This is a genomic window from Streptomyces abyssomicinicus, assembly GCF_008974245.1.
GTDB lineage: Bacteria > Actinomycetota > Actinomycetes > Streptomycetales > Streptomycetaceae > Streptomyces > Streptomyces abyssomicinicus.
Genome location: NZ_BBZI01000011.1, coordinates 1 through 18,782, shown reverse-complemented (window position 1 = coordinate 18,782; position 18,782 = coordinate 1). Strand labels below are relative to the sequence as shown.

Sequence of the window (18,782 nt, the reverse complement as noted above, 5' to 3'; positions counted from 1 at the left end):
TCCTTACTCTGGAAAGCCCGTACGGGCTCCGGCAGAAGGAGAGGTGATCAGCGTGGCTCCGCTCGGCGCACCGGGACAGGTCCAGGACCCGATCGCTCTCGCCGAGATAGAGATCTGCGGCGACCTGATGATCGCCGCGTCCTCGGCGAACGTCGACCGGCTCAGCCAGGCGAGCATCGACGAGATCCTCCGCGTCAGGGAGGACCGGCGCGCCGCACGCTGAGTGCCGCCCCGGCCCGGCCGGGACCGTCAGGGTGCGCAGCGGACCGTCAGGTGCGCAGCATCCGGGCGATGGCCTTGGTGGCCTCCTCGACCTTCGCGTCGATCTCGTCGCCGCCCTTGACCGCCGCGTCGGCCACACAGTGCCGCAGGTGCTCCTCCAGCAACTGCAGCGCGAACGACTGCAGCCCCTTGGTCGAGGCGGAGACCTGCGTGAGTATGTCGATGCAGTAGACGTCCTCCTCGACCATCCGCTGCAGACCGCGGATCTGCCCCTCGATCCGCCGCAGGCGCTTCAGGTGCTCGGCCTTCTGCGCGTGATAGCCGTAGTGGTGCCCGTTCGCGGCGGCGTCCGCGGCCCGGTCCTGCCCGGGCTCCCCGGCCCCGTGCCCGCCTGCCGCCCGCTCCTGGGCCCCGTGCTCCTCGGCGGGGGCCTCCACGGCCTGCCCGGCCTCCGGCGTCGTCGCCATCTCCGGCAGCCTCCTCGCCTCGTGTGTCACATATGTCACGGCCGGACCCCGACGGCCTACCCGAGATGCATACCCCTGCCGGGTATATGGTACTCGCGTTCGGTGGGTAGATGGGGTTACGGCCGCAGCGGAGCGGATGGACGACACTGGATTCCGGCACGCCGCTCCATTAGCAGCGGCCACCTGATGGGCCTAGCATCACCCTGACCGATTCGAAGACCCTCCGAGGACCCCACGTGCGCTTTCGTCTGACCCCCAGGGAGACGAGCTTCTACGACATGTTCTCCGCCTCCGCGGACAACATCGTCACGGGCTCCAAGCTCCTGCTGGAACTGCTCGGTGCGGAGCCGTCCGCGCGGGGCGAGATCGCCGAGCGGATGCGGGCCGCGGAACACGCGGGCGACGACGCCACCCACGCGATCTTCCACCAACTGAACTCGTCCTTCATCACGCCGTTCGACCGCGAGGACATCTACACCCTCGCCGGCTCGCTCGACGACATCATGGACTTCATGGAGGAGGCCGTCGACCTGGTCGTCCTCTACAACGTCGAGGAACTCCCCAAGGGCGTCGAGCAGCAGATCGAGGTACTGGCGCGCGCGGCCGAGCTGACCGCCGAGGCCATGCCCAACCTGCGCACCATGTCGAACCTCACCGAGTACTGGATCGAGGTCAACCGCCTCGAGAACCAGGCCGACCAGATCCACCGCAAGCTGCTGGCCCAGCTCTTCAACGGCAAGTACGACGCCATCGAGGTGCTCAAGCTCAAGCAGATCGTGGACGTCCTCGAGGAGGCCGCCGACGCCTTCGAACACGTGGCCAACACGGTGGAGACGATCTCGGTCAAGGAGTCCTGACCCCTGACATGGACACCTTTGCTCTGATCGTGACCGTAGGCGTCGCGCTCTTCTTCACCTACACCAACGGCTTCCACGACTCCGCGAACGCGATCGCCACCTCGGTCTCCACCCGGGCGCTGACCCCGCGGGCCGCGCTGGCGATGGCCGCCGTGATGAACCTGCTCGGCGCCTTCCTGGGCTCCGGCGTCGCCAAGACCGTCAGTGAGGGTCTGATCGAGACGCCCCAGGGCTCCAAGGGCATGGGCATCCTCTTCGCGGCGCTGGTCGGCGCGATCGCCTGGAACCTCCTCACCTGGTACTTCGGCCTGCCCTCGTCCTCCTCGCACGCCCTCTTCGGCGGCATGGTGGGCGCGGCCCTGGCCGGCGGGATCACCGTCTTCTGGGACGGCGTCCTGCAGAAGATCGTGCTGCCGATGTTCATCTCGCCCGTGGTGGGCCTGGTCATCGGCTACTTGGTGATGACGGCCATCATGTGGATCTTCCGGCGCTCCAATCCGCACAAGGCCAAGCGCGGCTTCCGCATCGCCCAGACCGTCTCCGCGGCCGGCATGGCGCTGGGCCACGGCCTGCAGGACGCCCAGAAGACGATGGGCATCGTGGTGATGGCCCTGGTCATCGCCGACGTCGAGGAGTACGGCGACGCGATCCCGGTGTGGGTCAAGGTCATGTGCGCGCTGATGCTGTCACTGGGCACCTACGCGGGCGGCTGGCGCATCATGCGGACGCTGGGGCGCAAGATCATCGAGCTGGATCCGCCGCAGGGGTTCGCCGCCGAGACCACGGGCGCGTCGATCATGTTCGTGACCGCCTTCATCTTCAAGGCGCCGATCTCGACCACGCACGTGATCACCTCGGCGATCATGGGTGTCGGCGCGACCAAGCGGGTCAACGCGGTGCGGTGGGGCGTGGCCAAGAACATCGTCCTCGGTTGGTTCATCACCATGCCGGCCGCGGCGACGGTCGCCGCCGCCTGCTACGGCCTCGTCCACCTCGTCGCCCTCCTGTAACCCGCCCCGCCCGCGCGCGGAGTCCGCCGCCCGTCCCCGCGCGTGCGGCGCCCGTCCTTGCCCCCACAGGCAACACCTGGCCGCCTGCTCGCCCGCCCCGGCGCGGCACCAGGCCCACCCCAGCCACGCCCTGCAGACGCATGCTCCGCCGTTTCTGCGGGCGGCTGGGCCGCCCAGAGGGCGGCACGGGCGGGCGCAGGCCCCAGCCTCCGCAGCGAGCGGTCCCATCCACCACGCGCAAGCGGGCGGCACCTTACGCACGTGACCTCACTGCGGCACGCACAAGCCCGGCCCCGTGCGGACAGCACTGTCCATCCCCCGACCCGCCCCCTTCCCAGGAGGCCAAGGTTCCGGGGAGCGAGCCGCCGCGTGCGTACGTGAGGCCGGCGCCCACCCTCCCCCATCGCCCTTGGCGGCACGATTGCCCGCAGACGGGACGGGCGTGATCCGTGCACCGCACGGTGGCCCCGCCGCACGGGGAAGGAACGGCACTGTCCACGGACCGCACGGTGAGGCGGCCTCGCGCAGGCGGAGCGGAGGGCCCCCGCGCCGCGGGGCGGAAGGACCAGGACCAAGACCGCGGCGGAGGGAACGCCCCGCACGGGACGCCGGCCCCGCCCCGGGGGTCACCGGGAGGCGATGCGCCCCGCGAAGATGTCCCCCGCGGCGGGAAGCCGGACGTCGACCGCCGCCCCGAAGTCGTAGAGCGTCATCGTCGACGTCACCACCACCGTCCGCCGCGCCTCGTTCAGAAAGCTGAACTCCTGCCGGACCTTCCGGATCCGCCCCTCACGGTCCAGGTACACGTCGAACGGCACCTCCGCACTGGCGAACCCTTTCGCCGCCGCCCGCAGCCCTTCCCGCCACCCCGCCCCCGCCCGCACCGCCGCGTCCCCCAGGTGGGCCACCCCCTCGTACCGCCGCACCTGCGTCCCGGCGAAGTCCACCGTCCCCCGGTACTCGGCCCGCCGGGTCCCCCGCAGCAGCTCCGCCGCCGCCAGCGGGTCCGTGGCGCCCCCGGTCACCAGGTTCCCGTCAGCCGAGTCCCCGGCGTCCAGCCGCACCCATTTGTCCAGGGGGACGCCCTCCCCCCGGTTCTTCAGGAACACCGCCCCGGGCGTCAGCAGCTCGGTGATCGGCCGCCGCAGCGCCCGCCCGGCCGGCTCCTCCGGCAGCGTCACCAGCAGCTCGCCCCGCTGCCGCCGGTAGTCGTACACGCCCTCACCGCGGATGACGATCCGCGTGCCGCCCGCCGCCATCGCCATCGAGGTGCTGGCCCGCGAGGTCCCCGCCGCCGCCAGGCGGCCCGCGGCCTGCCTCAGCAGGTTCCGGGCGCCCTGCGGACCGTCCGCGCCACCGGCCCGCCGGTCGTCCGCGACGGCCCCGCCGGAGCAGCCGACGACGCCGGCCATGACCGCGGCCCACGCGGCCGCCACGGCCACGTCCACACCGGCGCGCCGCATCCGCCGCCACCGTCCCATCGCCTGCCACCCCCATGCGGGTTCGTCCGCCCACGGGCCTTGCCGTTCCGGTTAACGACGGGTAGCACCCCCCGTCACGCACACCGGGCGCGGTCCCCCCACATGGGCGGGGCCCGTACCTCCCAGAGGTACGGGCCCCGTGACGTGCGCTCGTCGGGTCAGGCGGCGAGACCGCGGGCGTCTGGGCCCCCGGCGGACCGGTCCTCCGAGGAGGGGGTCTCCGTCCGCGCCGCCCGGCCGTCCTCGCGCGCCACGTCGCCCAGGAGCAGCCGCCCGATGCCCGGCACCCGGCCGAGCCAGCCGACCAGCGGCGTCAGCACCGCCATGGCGACCGGCGAGAGCAGCAGGGCCACCGCGGTGCCCAGCGCGAAGCCGCCCGCCACGTCCGTCGGGTAGTGGACGCCCATGTAGACACGCGACAGCCCGGCCAGCAGCGCCAGCACGATCGCCACCACACCGAACTTCCGGTGGGCGAGGAAGAGCGCGACCGCCATGGCCATGGCCAGCGTCGCGTGGTCGCTCACGAAGGAGTAGTCGTCCTTGCCCTCGACCAGCACCTCGAGCCCGCGGTGCGTCAGGAAGGGCCGGGGCCGCTCCACGAACCCCCGGATGGGTATGTTCACGATGACGGCGACCAGCGCCGCCACCGGCATCCAGGCGATGGCCGCCACCGAGGCGACCACCGACCCGCGGTCCGCGACGCCCTCCCGGCCGAGCCGCCGGACGCGTACCAGGCACCACAGCCCCATCACCACGATGGCGAGCGGCAGCCCGTACTCCCCGACGTACTCCATGGTCCGGTCGAACCAGGTGGGGGCCGCCTCGGCCAGGCCGTTTATCTCGAAGAGCAGGCCGACATCGGGATTCGACCCGGATTCGGCGAGTCCAGCCATCGTGCAGTCGGCCCCTTCATCTGTGCCTCCGGAACGCACACGCGTCCCTTGCGCGTGCGCGCCGCTTGTCCACCCCCGTGGTGCGACGTGGGTCCCGTGCGGTTCCCGTACACCACCAGGAACGCACGACCCTCGCTCAAGGGTTCCATTTCCCGGCGAAAGATCACCGAGACGTTACCCAAGAGCAACTCGTCCGTGCAGCTCAGGGCAGAGCTTCACGTGGCGCACACGCATCCGCGCGTGACGCACACCATCCCTCCGCCGTCACGCCGCGTTCGGCAGCGCCGCCGCGCCCTCGGCGGTGACCCTGGTCGCCCCGAAGTACTTCGGGGTGTCCACCGGATCGAAGCGGATCACCGCGCCGGTGTAGGGCGCGTCGATCATGTAACCGCCACCGACATAGATCCCTACGTGATCAATCGCCCGGGAATTAGTGGGGTCGTCCGAAAAGAATACGAGATCGCCCGGAAGAAGTTCATCCCTCGAAGGATGCGGCCCGGCGTTGTACTGATCGTTCGCCACCCGTGGCAGCTCGATCCCCACGCTCTCGTACGCCGCCTTGGTCAGCCCCGAGCAGTCGAACCGGCCACCCTGGTCCGCGGTGCCGTTGCCGCCCCACAGGTAGGGCGTGCCCAGCTTGTCCTGCGCGTACATGATCGCGCCGGCCGCCTGCCTGCTCGGTTCCAGCCGCGCCTTCGGCTTGGCGAACGACTTCTCCAGCGCCCGGATCCGCTTCACGTAGTTCTGCGTCTCGGTGATCGCCGGGACACCACCGGACCTGATCACGCGGTAGGCGCCGGCGTTGTAGGCGGCCAGCATGTTGTTCGTCCGGTCCCCCGGTACGTCGTCCACGTACTTCGCCAGCTCGCAGTCGTAGGAGGCCGCCGAAGGGATGGCGTCCTTCGGGTCCCAGATGTCCCGGTCGCCGTCGCGGTCCCCGTCGATCCCGTGGGTGGCCCAGGTGCTCGGGATGAACTGCGCGATGCCCCGGGCGTCGGCGTGGCTCACCACGTCGGCGTCCCAGCCGCTCTCCTGGTACAGCTGGGCGGCCAGCAGGGCGGGGTTGATTTCCGGACAGAGATTTCCCCAGTCCCGCACCAGCTTCACGTACTGCGCCGGAACCGACCCTTCCACGACGTCCACGGCGCCCTGTGTCGCACCCCTCACCAGGTTGCCGGCGACGACGTACACGCCGATCACCAGCAACATGACGAAGCCCATGACGGCCCCGACGACCGCCCCTCCGGTCAGCCACACCTTCCGCACGTTCTCAGCCCTCCCCCACGAGGTGACCCGGCCGGCGCATCGCCGGTCCTTCTCCTTCCCACGGCCGTCCCCCGCCTACTCCGCGACGGTGAAGCCGTCGCAGACGACGGTGCGGTAGTCCTTCGGACCCGTCACGTGCAGGAACATGACAGTCCAGTCGCCGGGATCGTCCCGCAGCGGTCTGGCGGCGGTCCGGCTCTTCCCCTGGACCTCCGTGCCGAAGTCGTCGGGGTAGACGAACTCCACCCACGGCGTGTCCGACGAGCCCTTGCCGGGCTTGAGGTCCACGATCCTGCTCGCGTGCCCGAGCGCGCGGTTCTCGACCAGCCCGAGGCCGGACGCCTCGGCCTCCGCCACCGGCTGGTCGTGCGGAGGCTTCACCACGGCGACCGCGTAGTAGTGGTCCCCCGGCGGATCGTCGGGGTACTTCAGGCGCATGCCGATCCTGGCTTTGCCGGACGCGACGTCCGCCGGATCGCGCGGCACCGCGAACTGGAAGTTCTGCTCGACTTCCTCGCTCGGGATGTTGCACCGCCCGCCCGTCCACTCGTCGTGGGGGTCCGCGCTCCAGTACGTCACGTTGGGAGCGGTCTGCTCGATGTGCGTCGGCGGCTCCGGCACGGCGTCGCTCCCGCCACCGCCGCCCGAGGGGGACGCCGAGGCCTTGGCGTCCGGCCCGGCGGTGTCGCCGCTCGCCGCCCGCTCCTTCTTCCCCCCGTCCTCCCCGCCGTCCGGTATGGCCACCAGCACGCCTCCGGTGACCGCCGCCACCAGGGCCACGGTGCCCACCACGGTCCACGCGCGCCGCCGCCGGGCAGCCGGCCCGCTCGCGCCGGCGAGCTGTGTGGGCGTGTAGCCGTCGAGCGTGGGCAGATCGTGCGGCATTGCCGGAGCCCCGGCCGGCACGGCCGAGGCCCGGGCCCCCGCGCCCTGGGCGTGGCCCTGGGCCGCAACCGGGCCGCCATGGACCGCAGCGACGGGGCCCTGCGGCGCCGCCGCCCCTGCGCCCACGAGGGCCGCGTAGTGGACGTCGCCCACCAGCGCACCCGCCACGGCGCAGCGCTCGATCACCTGGGCCGGCGAGGGCCTGGCGGCGGGGTCCTTCGCCACGCACGCCCGCACGAGCTCCGCGAGGCCGTCCTCGACGCCCACGAGGTCGATCGGCTCGTAGACCGCGCGGTAGCCGACGCTCGCCGCGGGACCGGTGCCGAAGGGCGGCCGCCCGGTGGCCGCGTACGCGATGGTGGCCCCGAGGGCGAAGACGTCGGCGGCGGGCCCGACCTCGTTGCGCATCAGCACCTCGGGCGCGGTGAAGCCCGGCGTCCCCGGTCCGGACGCCCCGTCCTCGGTGACGGCGGTCTGCTCCGCGCCGCGCGCGATGCCGAAGTCGATCAACTGCGGGCCCCGCTGGGACAGGATCACGTTCTGCGGCTTCAGGTCCCGGTGCGTGACCCCGCACGCGTGCACCGCCGCCAGCCCCTCGGCCAGCGCGGCGAAGAGGCCCCGGCAGGTCTCCGCGGGCAGCGGTCCCCGCTCGCCGACGGCCGCGCTCAGCGTCGGGCCCTGGACGTACTCCGTCGCCAGCCAGTACGGCGCCTCGTCCAGGGAGGCGTCGATCAGGTTGGCCGTGTAGGCGCTGCGGACCGCCCGGGCCGTCTCGACCTCACGCCGGAAGCGCAGCAGCGCCTCGGGATGCCCGGTGATCTCCTCCCGGACGACCTTGAGGGCCACCAGACGTCCACCCGGCGACCTGCCGAGGTACACCTGGCCCATGCCTCCCGCCCCCAACCGGGCATGGAGGACGTAAGGGCCCAGTACCGCGGGGTCGTTCACCCTCAACTCGTCCACGGACAAGACAGTGCCACAGACGGCCCGGCGATGCGGAGGGGACGAACATCCCGCGGGGCCGTGCGCCCCCCGCCTCCCGGACGCCGCCCGTGCCACCCGCCGAACGCCCCCGCGGCCGACGCGGCCACGGCGCGCCACGCCGCGCCGCGCCGCGCCGACCCAACCGGTCGGGATCGTTGCCCGACGCACCCGACCGTGATACACAAAGTGATCATATGATTACTTCTCGTTAGAACGGGGCGACTTTCCGTACATCCCGTCGCCCCGGCCTCATAACAGCCACACAAAACCAGCCACGCAATGACGCCAAGTCGACATGACAGCACGTCATCGTCGGCGACAATGAGGCCTGTCCTCCGCAACCCGGCGGAGGCCACGCGGAACTACCCAACAGGGGCGGTGAGTTACATGCTTCTTGCAGCTGACGAGGGAGACATCACCACCATCATCGGCGGGATCGCTCCGGACTGGGGCCCCTTCGGCAGCCTGGGCGGCGAGGCGAAGGTGATGATCGAAGTGGTCATGGCCATCGCCATCCTGCTCTGCCTCGGCATCGCCATCTGGGGCGCCGCCAAGCAGCGCATCGGCGCCACCGCACTGCGCGACACGTTCAGCGCGGAACAGGGCAAGGGCCTCATCATCGCCGGCCTCACCGGCGTCTTCATCATCGGTTCACTCGGCACGCTGTTCACCATCGTCTACGGCATGGCCGTCTAGCCGGGCCCGGACCACCCCCGCGCACGGCACCCCGTCCAGTCCCGGCCGGAGCGCCCCCCGGATGCTTCCGAGACCCCCACATGTCCGCTGTCCCACCGGCTGAGGATGCGTCACCCTGATGTCCAGTCACCACACCGCGCCCGCACGGGGTCCAGGAGGACTACCGTCGTACCTTGGCACGTTCCAGTACGACGAACTCCCGTACGGCGCGACCGAAGGGGCGAACGGCGCATGAGTCTCGGGGACGACTACGGCGACGGTCAGACGCGCACCCGCATGCCGGAGCGGAACGAGCTGCCGCCGCGCAGGGGGCGTGGCGGCGGCAGGTCCTCGCGCGGCCTGGTGACGGGCGTGGGCGTCATCGTCCTGCTCATCGCGGCGATCGCCTTCGCCAACCGTGGCGGCGACGACACCGCCGGCGGCGACAACGCCCCCGCCACATCCCCGACCGCCCCCACGGGCGAGCGGCCGGTCGCCTCGGGGTTCGCCCACGACGAGCAGGGCGCCCAGAGCGCGGCAGCGAACTACGCGGTGGCGCTGGGGTCGGCCGAGATGTTCGACAAGGGCCGCCGGGACACCATCCTCGAGGCGATCATCACGCCCTCCCGTGTGCCCGCCTTCCGGTCGACTCTCGACAAGGCGTACGGCCCCGAGTTCTACCAGAACGTCGGGCTCGGCACGGACGGCTCCGCGCCCACGGGCTTCACCTTCGTCTCGCGCACGACCCCCGTTGGCACGAAGGCCACCGACTACTCCGCGGACAAGGCAACGGTAGAGGTCTGGTGCAGCGGTCTCCTCGGCCTGGCCGGCGAGGGCTCCACCACGCCGGTGACCAACAGTTGGTTCACCATCACCATGCAGCTCGAGTACGTGAGCGGCGACTGGAAGATCACCGACCACGACCAGAGGGACGGCCCGGCTCCCGTACCGGGAGACGACAAGGCGTCCAGTGCGGGAGAGATCGCCAACGCGGTCGAGGAGTACGGAGGGTTCACATATGCGCGGTAACCCACGACGCGCCCTCACCGCTGTCGGCATCGTCGCTGTGATGCAGCTCGTGGCCGCTCGTGCCGTGGCGGCGCCCTCCCCCACGCCTTCGGACGACCCCTGCGACCTCATCCACGGCCCCGCCAAGGACTACTGCGAACGCGGCGAAGGCGGCGGCAGCGGTGGCGGCGTGGGCGCGAACAGCGTCCCCGGCGACCCCACCACCGCCCTGGACCCCCTCGCCTCCCTCGCAAGGGGCTTCGCCGACGCCGCGTCCTGGACCGTCACCAAGCTCAGCGAGCTCGTCCAGGAGACGGCCACCGTCGACTTCACCAACCCGCAGTTCCTCAAGCAGTACGCCGTCGTGTTCGCCGCCTCGACCGTCCTCACCCTGGTCCTGTGGCTGCTCGCCGTGGCCAAGCGCGCCGTCCGCGGCGTCCCGCTGTCCACCGCGCTCGGCGAAGCCGTCGGCTTCCTCTGGCTGACCGTGCTCGCCAGCGCCTTCACCCCGCTGATCCTCTACACCGTGGTCTCCGCGACCGACGGCGTCACCGACGTCCTGGCCGGCGCCACCGGCGACCAGACCGACGCCTTCTTCGGCACCTTCTCCGCCGCCCTCAAGAAGGGCGACGACATGGGTGGCGGCCCGATCATGCTGATCCTGGTCTCCCTGGTCTCCATCGTCGCCGCCGGTCTCCTCTACCTGGAGCTCTACCTCCGCGCCGTCCTGCTCTACGTCGGCGCGCTGCTCGGCGTCGTCGTCTACGCCGGCCTCGTCGACAAGAACCTCTGGGGCCACGTCCGCCGCTGGGCGGGCATCATGATCGCCGTCATCATGGTGAAGCCGGTCATCGTGATCGTCCTCGGCCTGGCCGGAGCGCTCGCCGGCGACGACGGCCCCGACGAGCTGGCCGCGATCGTCTCCGGCCTGGCGATCATCCTGCTGGCCATCTTCGCCAGCGCGATGATCTACCGCTTCGTCCCCGGCTTCGGCGACGAGATCGCCAACAGCCGCAACAACCGCCTGATGCAGGGCGCCGAGAGCAAGGCCGCCGCGGTGATCAGCTCCCCGGCCACCCTGGTCGCCCAGGGCATCAAGACGCACTCCAGCCGCGCCGACAACGGCGGCGGCGCCGCGCCGCGCCCCGCCAACCAGGTCTCCGGCGGCGTCGCCGCCCACGGCTCCCGCGGCGGGTCCGCGGCCACCGCCCCCGCTCCCCGCCCGGCGAGTCCCACCGCCCCGGCGGGCAGCCCCCACGCCTCTGACAGCCGCACCAACCGCACAGGAGGTGAAGGGCGTTGACGACCCACGCGCAGGTCCCCCACCCGGTCGCGCCCCGCCGCACGTATCTGATCGGCCGCGCCCGCCCCAACGCGATCATCGGCCGCAACCGGGAGACCGGCGAGATCGCGCTGATCATCGCCGGTGCCTTCCTCGGCATGATGTGCGGTCTGCTGGTTCCGCTGCTCACCCCGCGGATCGTCCTGCTGGCCGGTTTCCCCATGCTGTCGATCGCCGCGGTGTACGTGCCGTACAAGGGCCGCACGATCTACAAGTGGTTCGAGATCAACCGCAGCTACAAGCGCACGGTCCGCGGCCCCAACGCCGTCTACCGCTCGGCCGCCATGGAGGCGGGCACCCGGCTCGACGGCCGTCAGGTCGAGGTCGGCCCGCCCCCCGGCATCGGCCGCATCACCTGGCTGTCCGCGCCGTTCGGCCCCGACGAGATCGCCGTGCTGCTGCACGCCGACCGGCGTACCGTCACCGCCGCCATCGAGATCGAGGGCCCCGGCGTGGGCCTGCGCGACAGCGAGGACCAGGAGGCGCTGGTCGACCGGTTCGGCACCCTGCTGAAGCACGTCGCCAACGGGGACGGCTTCGTCACCCGCCTCCAGATGCTGGCCCGCACCCTGCCCGCCGACCCCGACGCGCACGCCAAGGACGTCGCGATGCGCGGTGACGAGCGGTCCCCGCAGTGGCTGCGCCGCTCCTACGACCAGCTCCAGTCCATGGTCTCCACCAGCAGCGAGCAGCACCGCGCCTACCTGGTCGCCTGCATGCACTACAGCCGCGAACTGGCGGCCGAGGCGCACGCCATGGCCCGCGCGGCCCGCCGCGGCCCCGGCCGCAAGCTGGACAAGGACGGCGGCCTCGCCGTCGTGATGGCCAGGGAGCTGACCGACATCTGCTCGCGCCTCCAGGAGGCCGACATCCGGGTCCGCCAGCCGCTCGGCCAGGCCCGCCTGTCGTCGCTGATCCACTCCATGTACGACCCGGACCACCCGATCGACCACATCCAGGCGATGTCCAAGCGCAACGCCTGGCCGGCCGAGCTGGACGCCCGCGAGCCCAACTACCTCCAGGCCAAGACCCGCGAGTCCTCCACCCGCGACCCCTGGTGCCACGCCACCGCCTGGGTCAAGGAGTGGCCGATGACCCCGGTCGGCGTGAACTTCCTCGCCCCGCTCCTGGTCCACACCCCCGACGTGATCCGCACGGTCGCCGTCACCATGGACCTCGAGCCCACCGAGGTCGCCATCGAGCGGATGCTCACCGAGAAGACGAACGACGAGGCCGAGGCCAGCCGCGCCGCCAAGATGAACCGCACCGTCGACCCCCGCGACATGGCCGCCCACTCCCGCCTCGACCAGCGCGGCGAGGACCTGGCCAGCGGCGCCGCAGGCGTCAACCTGGTCGGCTGGATCACCGTCTCCTCCCGCAGCCCCGAGGCGCTCGCCCGGGACAAGCGCACCATCCGCGCGTCGGCCGGCAAGTCGTACCTCAAGCTCGAGTGGTGCGACCGCGAGCACCACCGCGCCTTCGTCAACACGCTTCCATTCGCGACCGGAATCCGAAGGTAGGGGCTGATGCTCTGATGCGGGACCCGCTGTCCGTCCTCACGGAAGCCTTCACGTCGTTCCTGTTCGGCAAGGTGGAGACGACCCGTCTGCCGGTGCGCACCTCCACCGGCCAGGCGCAGGCCGTCTACCTGCCCACCGCCGCGCCCGGACTCGGCGACTCCGGTGTGATCATCGGCCGCGAGGTGTACTCCGGCAAGGGCTACATCTACGACCCGTTCCAGCTCTACGGCCAGCAGCTGCCCGCCCCGCACTGGCTGGTGCTGGGCGAGTCCGGCAACGGCAAGTCCGCGCTGGAGAAGACCTACGTCCTGCGCCAGCTCCGCTTCCGCGACCGCCAGGTCGTCGTCCTGGACGCCCAGGGCGAGGACGGCGTCGGCGAGTGGAACCTGGTGGCCCAGGAACTCGGCATAACCCCCATCCGCCTGGACCCGACCGCCGCCCTCGACCACGGCATCCGCCTCAACCCGCTGGACCCGGCGATCACCTCGACCGGCCAGCTGGCGCTGCTGCGCACCATCATCGAGGTGGCCATGGGCCACGGCCTCGACGAGCGCGCCGGCTTCGCCCTCAAGGTGGCCCACGCCTACGTCAACGCCACCATCACGGCCCGCCAGCCGGTGCTCACCGACATCGTCGAGCAGCTCCGCCACCCCAAGCCGGAGTCCGCGGAGGCGATGAACGTCGCCCTGGAGGACGTCCGCGCGTGGGGCCTGGACGTGGCGCTGGTCCTCGACCGCCTGGTCGACGGCGACCTGCGCGGCATGTTCGACGGCCCCACCACGGTCGGCATCGACCTGGACGCGCCGCTGATCGTCTTCGACCTCTCGCACATCGACCGCAACTCGATCGCGATGCCGATCCTGATGGCGATCGTCGGCGTGTGGCTGGAGCACACCTGGATCCGGCCCGACCGCAAGAAGCGCATCTTCCTGGTGGAAGAGGCCTGGCACATCATCAACAGCCCTTTCGTGGCGCAGCTCTTCCAGCGTCTGCTGAAGTTCGGCCGCCGCCTCGGCCTGTCCTTCGTCGCCGTGGTCCACCACCTCTCCGACGTGGTGGACGGTGCCGCCGCCAAGGAGGCCGCGGCGATCCTGAAGATGGCCTCCACGCGCACCATCTACGCCCAGAAGGCCGACGAGGCCCGCGCCACCGGCCGTGTGCTGGGCCTGCCCCGGTGGGCGGTGGAGATCATCCCCACCCTGACGCCCGGCATCGCGGTGTGGGACGTCAACGGCAACGTCCAGGTGGTCAAGCACCTGGTGACCGAGAGCGAACGCCCGCTGGTCTTCACCGACCGCGCCATGACCGAGTCGGCCAGCGACCTGGCCGAGGAGGAGCTGTCCGAGGCCCTGCGAGCGGCGGAACTGGAAGCGGAGGAGAGGGCGACCGCCTTTATGCACCACCAGTACCCCGAGTCCAAGTCGTCGGTGGCCTGACGGTGCCGCCCGAGGAGAAGCGCAGCGCCACGCCGGGCGGTCAGGGCCGGCCGGACGGTCAGGGCGGCGTCCCGGACGGGCTGCTGGTCGGCCTGCTCGCCTTCCTGCTCGGCCTCACCCTGCTGGTGTGGACGGCGACCGGCCTGGCCGCCCTGTTCAGCCACGGGTCCTGGCCGGACGCGGTCACCTTCACCCGCAGCCCGCTCGCCATACGGCACCTGGTCGGCAGCCCGCGCGACCTCGCGGGCGCCTGGCCGGACGCCGCCCCGGAGGCCCTCTCCGGTTACGGGCTCTTCTGGGGGCTGCTGATCGGCGAGCTGATGGTGCTGATCGTCCTCACCGTCTTCGTGCTGGGCACGGTGGCCCGCTGGAGGGCGGTCCGCGCCGCCAGAAGGGCCGGCCTCCCCCTGCCCGGCCACGACCGCCCCGCCACACCGGCCGCACACACCACGCCGGCCGCACACGCCGCGTCGGCCAAGGCCGACCCCCGGCTGCCCGCCGACACGGCCCCGACGACGCCCGCGCCGGTGCCTCCCGCCCGGCCCGCGCACCACCCGGACCACGGGCCCGTGCCCCACGCGCACCACGCCCCCGGCGGGGCCGGCACGGCACCTCCGGGGGCTCCGCCCGCAAGCGGTACGCCCACTCCACCGGCCGGGTCCGGCCCTGCCGACCACGTCGTCCCGGCGGTGGCGACAGCCCATCCGCCCGCACCGGCCCCGCCCGCACCGCCGTGGCCCACGGCCCCCGTGCCGGCAGCACACCCGGCGGCAGCACACCCTGCGCCGGCGCCCCCGCAGGGGTCGTCCGCACCCACGGCGCCGCTTCCCGTGGCGCCCCTTCCGGCGGCCGTCCCCACGCCCGTCGGCCCCGTGCTGTACGCACCGCCCGCGGAACGCCTCTCCACCGCCGTGCAGGCCGTCCTGGAGGCCGAGGGGCCCGTCCTGGCCGTCACCTCCGACCCGGCGCTCTGGGAGGCCACCAAGGACGCCCGCGCCAAGCTGGGTCCCGTCCTGGTGCACGACGCGTCCCGTCTCTGCGACACACCGGCCCGCCTCCACTGGTCCCCGCTGGCCGGCTGCGAGGAGCGGGACACCGCTGCCGCCCGCGCCACCGCCCTGCTGGCCCCGGTCCGTCCGGCGGCCCGCCTGGACGCCGCGGTCGCCGACACCGCCGAGACCCTGCTCCGCTGCTACCTGCACGCCGCCGCCGTGGACGGCCGCACGGTCCGCCACCTGCACCGCTGGGCCCAGGGCAACCATGTCCAGGAAGCCGTCCGCGCCCTGCGCACCCACCCCTCCGCCGCCTCCGGCGCGGCCGGGGAGCTGGAGTCGGCGCTCACCGCTCACACCGAACGCCGCGACATGGCTCACCAGTTGACCTCCCGCGCCCTCGCCTGCCTGGGCGCCGTCCACATCCGCGAGGCGTGCACACCGAACCGGAACGATTCCCTGGTACTGGATTCCTTCGTCCACGAATCGGGCACGCTCTATGTGATCGGCGAATCCGTCGAGGACCCGAGGACCGATCCGGCGGCCATGCCGCTCCTGACGGCCCTCGCCTCAAGCGTGGTCGAGCGCGGCCGGCGCATGGCCGAACGGTCATCCTCCGGCCGCCTCGACCCACCAATCACCCTCGTCCTCGACGACGTCGCCGCCGTCGCCCCGGTCCCCCAGCTCCCGGACCTCCTGTCCGCGGGCACCGCACTGGGCCTGCCCACCCTGGCCCTGGTCCGCTCCCGGGAACAGCTCCGCGCCCGCTGGCCGCACGCCGGCCTCTGAACCGGATTCCGCCCGCCCTTCCCCCTGCCCTTCACCCCCACGTGACGCCGTCCCTCAGGACTCGCTCAAAAAAGGTGCCTTCCGACCACCGGGGTGCAACCGTGGGTCCCTGCCCGCCGTCTCCCGTGACAGCGGGCATACGGGAGGGGTGGGCTGCATGGTCTGGTTCCTGGGGCTTGGTTTCGCGGGGCTCGTCGTTCTCGCCGTGGCGCTCCTCTTCGACGGCGTCCTCGAAGGCCTCTTCGGCGGTGTCGAGGCCCTCAACGGCCTCTTCGACGGTCTGATCTCGCTGCCCGTGGTCGCGGGCTTCGTCTCGATGCTCGGCTTCACCGGCGCGATCGTCACCGGCACCACCGGCCTCGGCCCGGTCGCCGCGGCCGCCGTTGCCGTCCCCGCCGCCCTGCTCACCGCCTGGGGTGCCTACCGCGCCAGCAGGGCCCTGATGAACGACCGTTCCGGCTCCGCGCCCCGCGAGGCCGACGTCGTCGGTGTCACCGGTGTCGTCGTCACCGCCATATCGGCCAACGGCTACGGCGAGGTCCTGGTGCGGCTCGCGGGCCAGCCCGTGAAACTCGCCGCCCGCGCCGACCGACCACTGCCGCGCGGCACCCGGGTCTGGGTCGACCAGTCCCTGTCGAGCACCTCCATCTCGGTGCGCCCGGTCGAAAGCTGACCCCGCCCGCGCCCCGACACCGAACACCCAGCACTGCGCACCGCCCACCGCGCATCTCGCACCTCGCACCTCGCACCCAGTCCCACCACCAGCGCTGTTCCGTTCCCTGGGGGGAATCCATGCCAAGCCCTGTCGTCATCGCCTCGGCAGGAGTCGTCGTACTCCTCTTCCTGCTCGCCCTGATCGTGGTCAGCCGCTACAAGGTGGCCGGCCCCAACGAGGCCTTCATCGTCACCGGCCGCCGCGGCAAGAAGGCCACCGACCCGGAGACCGGCACCGTCTTCACCGACAACAGCGGCCAGAAGGTCGTGGTCGGCGGCGGCGTCTTCGTCGTCCCGTTCCTGCAGCAGCGCTTCAGCCTGGACCTGTCGTCCCGTCAGATCCCCGTGTCGGTCCGCGGCGCGGTCACCCTCCGGGGCATCAAGGCCAACCTGGACGGCGTGGCCATCGTCAAGGTCGGCGGCACCGAGGACGCCATCCGCGCCGCCGCCCAGCGCTTCCTCGGCCAGCAGGACGACATCGTCGGCTTCACCCAGGAAGTGCTGTCCGGCGCCCTGCGCGCCATCGTGGGCCGCATGTCCGTCGAGGACATCATCCGCGACCGTGCCGCCTTCGCCGGCCAGGTCGCCGAGGAGGCCGAGGCCAGCCTCTCCGGACAGGGCCTGATCACCGACGCCTTCCAGATCCAGGACATCACCACCGAGGGCTCCTACCTCCAGGACCTCGGTCGTCCCGAGGCCGCCCGCGCCAAGCAGGAAGCGGACATCGCCGAGGCCATCGCCCGCCGCGCCGCCGAACAGGCCCGTCTGAAGGCCGAGGAGGAGATCGCGGTCGCCCAGCGGACCTTCGCCCTCAAGCAGGCGGAGATCCAGGCCGAGACCGACGAGGCCAAGGCCCGCGCCGCGGCCTCCGGCCCGCTCGCCGAGGCGGCCCGCCAGCAGGAGATCCTCCAGGAACAGGAGAAGGTCGCCGAGCGCCAGGCCGCCCTGACCGACCGGCAGCTCGACACCGAGGTCCGCAAGCCGGCCGACGCCAAGCGGTACGCCGCCGAGCAGGACGCCGAGGCCAAGCGCGTCGCCCGTGTGAAGCAGGCGGAGGCCGAACGCCTGGCCGGCATCGCCTCCGCACAGGCGGAGGCCGAGCGGGCCCGCCTCACCGGTGAGGGCGAGAAGCAGCGCCGCAGCGCCATCGCCGAGGCCGTACGCCTCGAGGGTGAGGCCGAGGCGGCCGCCATCGGCGTCAAGGGCGCCGCGGAGGCCGCCGCCATGGAGAAGAAGGCCGACGCCTACCGCCAGTACGGTGACGCGGCCATCCTCCAGATGCTGGTGGAGATCCTTCCCCAGGTCGTCGAGAAGGCCGCCGAGCCGATGAGCGCCATCGACAAGATGACGGTCATCTCCACCGACGGCGCCAGCCAGCTCTCCCGCACGGTCACCGACAACGTCGCCCAGGGCCTGGAACTGCTGAGCTCCACCACCGGAGTCGACCTCCCGTCCCTGCTGAAGAACCTCACCCAGCGGAACGGCGCCGGCGACACCGGAACCCGCAACGGGAGCGTCCCGATCACCGAGTGACCCACCGCGGCCACATACACCGAGGGCCCCGGTTCGCCCCATGTCTCCATGGGACGAACCGGGGCCCTCCACACATCACACGCCGTCACGCCTTGGGCAGCACAAGCTCCCACTCGAAGTCATCGCCCTCCGGAACCTTGAGCCCACTCGGCCGGAACCCGAGCCGACGGTACGCGCCGAGCGCGCGCTCGTTCCGCTCGTGGACGTAGAGCCGTACCTGCTCGGCCCCGCTCTCCCAGGCCCAGGCCACCGCCGCTTCGAGGAGTTCCCCGATCAGCCCGGTGCCGCGGTACTCGGGCTGCACGAACACGCCCACCACCTGGGCCTGCCGGCGCTCGATCGGCACACCAAGGAAGTCCGCCTCCCCCGGCGTCTCCAGCAGGACCGCCACCGTGCCGACCCAGCCACCCACACCCGGAAGCTCCGCCACGAACTGCCGGACCGCGGTGCCACCCTCCGCGGCACCTTCCGTCCGCTCCTGCCAGAACGAGTCCGGCTTGCCGGCGGCGTTCTCGTAGGTCTCGGCGAAGGCCAGATGAGCCACCGGGTCCTGCAGCGAAAGCAGCCGCAGTGCCTTCATCTCACGCCACTCCGCGGCGCGTATCACCCGGATGACGGGTCGCTGTCTGTCGTCCATACGGTCAGGCTAAGCAAAACCAGAACAGACCGCCCACCCGATTAAACGCGAACGAACCATCCGAAACGGGC

17 protein-coding genes are annotated in these 18,782 nt (G+C 71.9%); 11 read left to right on the top strand and 6 right to left on the bottom strand.

Annotation, left to right across the window (positions count from 1 at the left end):
* Positions 1–43 precede the first annotated feature (43 nt).
* Positions 44–223 (top strand): hypothetical protein, encoded by a 180-nt coding sequence (locus GBN72_RS25350; protein ID WP_151774247.1) that lies wholly within the window; start codon positions 44–46, stop codon positions 221–223.
* Positions 224–269: 46 nt separating this feature from the next.
* Here the strand turns inward: GBN72_RS25350 and GBN72_RS35930 are convergent, their stop codons facing one another.
* Entirely contained in the window at positions 270–689 is a 420-nt protein-coding gene (locus tag GBN72_RS35930) for a metal-sensitive transcriptional regulator (RefSeq protein WP_151774246.1), read from the bottom strand.
* 236 nt (positions 690–925) lie between these two features.
* Here GBN72_RS35930 and GBN72_RS25340 point away from each other — a divergent pair, with 236 nt between their 5' ends.
* Together GBN72_RS25340 and GBN72_RS25335 are read left to right on the top strand one after the other, a co-directional pair.
* Positions 926–1,546 carry a DUF47 domain-containing protein gene (locus GBN72_RS25340; protein ID WP_151774245.1) on the top strand — a complete coding sequence of 207 codons (621 nt, stop codon included), beginning with the start codon at positions 926–928 and terminating at the stop codon, positions 1,544–1,546.
* An 8-nt stretch (positions 1,547–1,554) separates the two neighbouring features.
* Complete coding sequence (locus GBN72_RS25335; RefSeq protein ID WP_151774244.1) at positions 1,555–2,556, top strand: inorganic phosphate transporter; 1,002 nt, start codon at positions 1,555–1,557, stop codon at positions 2,554–2,556.
* Between the two features lie 626 nt (positions 2,557–3,182).
* On the opposite strand, the gene GBN72_RS25330 is transcribed toward GBN72_RS25335, so the two are convergent.
* The 4 genes from GBN72_RS25330 to GBN72_RS25315 all read right to left on the bottom strand — a co-directional run bounded on the left by GBN72_RS25330 (position 3,183) and on the right by GBN72_RS25315 (position 8,044).
* On the bottom strand, positions 3,183–4,037 hold the full coding sequence (locus GBN72_RS25330) for an SCO4651 family lipoprotein (RefSeq protein WP_151774243.1): 855 nt from the start codon (positions 4,035–4,037) through the stop codon (positions 3,183–3,185).
* Between the two features lie 158 nt (positions 4,038–4,195).
* The gene (locus GBN72_RS25325) at positions 4,196–4,930 is read right to left on the bottom strand and encodes a phosphatase PAP2 family protein (RefSeq protein ID WP_151774242.1); all 735 of its coding nucleotides are present in this window, start codon (positions 4,928–4,930) and stop codon (positions 4,196–4,198) included.
* A gap of 264 nt (positions 4,931–5,194) precedes the next feature.
* Positions 5,195–6,151 carry a C40 family peptidase gene (locus GBN72_RS25320; protein WP_174887211.1) on the bottom strand — a complete coding sequence of 319 codons (957 nt, stop codon included), beginning with the start codon at positions 6,149–6,151 and terminating at the stop codon, positions 5,195–5,197.
* Positions 6,152–6,271: 120 nt separating this feature from the next.
* The gene (locus GBN72_RS25315) at positions 6,272–8,044 is read right to left on the bottom strand and encodes a serine/threonine-protein kinase (protein WP_151774241.1); all 1,773 of its coding nucleotides are present in this window, start codon (positions 8,042–8,044) and stop codon (positions 6,272–6,274) included.
* 408 nt (positions 8,045–8,452) lie between these two features.
* On the opposite strand from GBN72_RS25315, the gene GBN72_RS25310 reads away from it, so the two are divergent.
* The 8 genes from GBN72_RS25310 (at position 8,453) to GBN72_RS25275 (ending at position 18,074) form a co-directional block, all read left to right on the top strand.
* Positions 8,453–8,761, top strand: coding sequence for a DUF8827 family protein (locus GBN72_RS25310; protein WP_151774240.1), 309 nt, complete (start codon positions 8,453–8,455; stop codon positions 8,759–8,761).
* A gap of 231 nt (positions 8,762–8,992) precedes the next feature.
* Positions 8,993–9,769: a DUF8175 domain-containg protein gene (locus tag GBN72_RS25305; RefSeq protein WP_151774239.1), complete on the top strand. Its 777-nt coding sequence runs from the start codon at positions 8,993–8,995 to the stop codon at positions 9,767–9,769.
* Positions 9,759–11,051, top strand: a complete 1,293-nt coding sequence (locus GBN72_RS25300) for a hypothetical protein (protein WP_151774238.1) — start codon at positions 9,759–9,761, stop codon at positions 11,049–11,051. The genes GBN72_RS25305 and GBN72_RS25300 overlap by 11 nt, the downstream gene beginning before the upstream one ends.
* Complete coding sequence (locus GBN72_RS25295; protein WP_151774237.1) at positions 11,048–12,610, top strand: SCO6880 family protein; 1,563 nt, start codon at positions 11,048–11,050, stop codon at positions 12,608–12,610. The genes GBN72_RS25300 and GBN72_RS25295 overlap by 4 nt, the downstream gene beginning before the upstream one ends.
* Before the next feature lie 14 nt (positions 12,611–12,624).
* A complete protein-coding gene (locus GBN72_RS25290; protein WP_151774236.1) occupies positions 12,625–14,046 on the top strand; it encodes an ATP-binding protein in 1,422 nt (473 codons plus the stop codon).
* 2 nt (positions 14,047–14,048) lie between these two features.
* Positions 14,049–15,827 (top strand): type IV secretory system conjugative DNA transfer family protein, encoded by a 1,779-nt coding sequence (locus tag GBN72_RS25285; protein ID WP_151774235.1) that lies wholly within the window; start codon positions 14,049–14,051, stop codon positions 15,825–15,827.
* Between the two features lie 157 nt (positions 15,828–15,984).
* Complete coding sequence (locus tag GBN72_RS25280) at positions 15,985–16,500, top strand: NfeD C-terminal domain-containing protein (protein WP_151774234.1); 516 nt, start codon at positions 15,985–15,987, stop codon at positions 16,498–16,500.
* Between the two features lie 119 nt (positions 16,501–16,619).
* A complete protein-coding gene (locus GBN72_RS25275) occupies positions 16,620–18,074 on the top strand; it encodes a flotillin family protein (RefSeq protein ID WP_151774233.1) in 1,455 nt (484 codons plus the stop codon).
* 85 nt (positions 18,075–18,159) lie between these two features.
* Here GBN72_RS25275 and GBN72_RS25270 read toward each other — a convergent pair whose 3' ends face one another.
* Positions 18,160–18,711, bottom strand: coding sequence for a GNAT family N-acetyltransferase (locus tag GBN72_RS25270; protein WP_246212894.1), 552 nt, complete (start codon positions 18,709–18,711; stop codon positions 18,160–18,162).
* Positions 18,712–18,782: the final 71 nt, after the last annotated feature.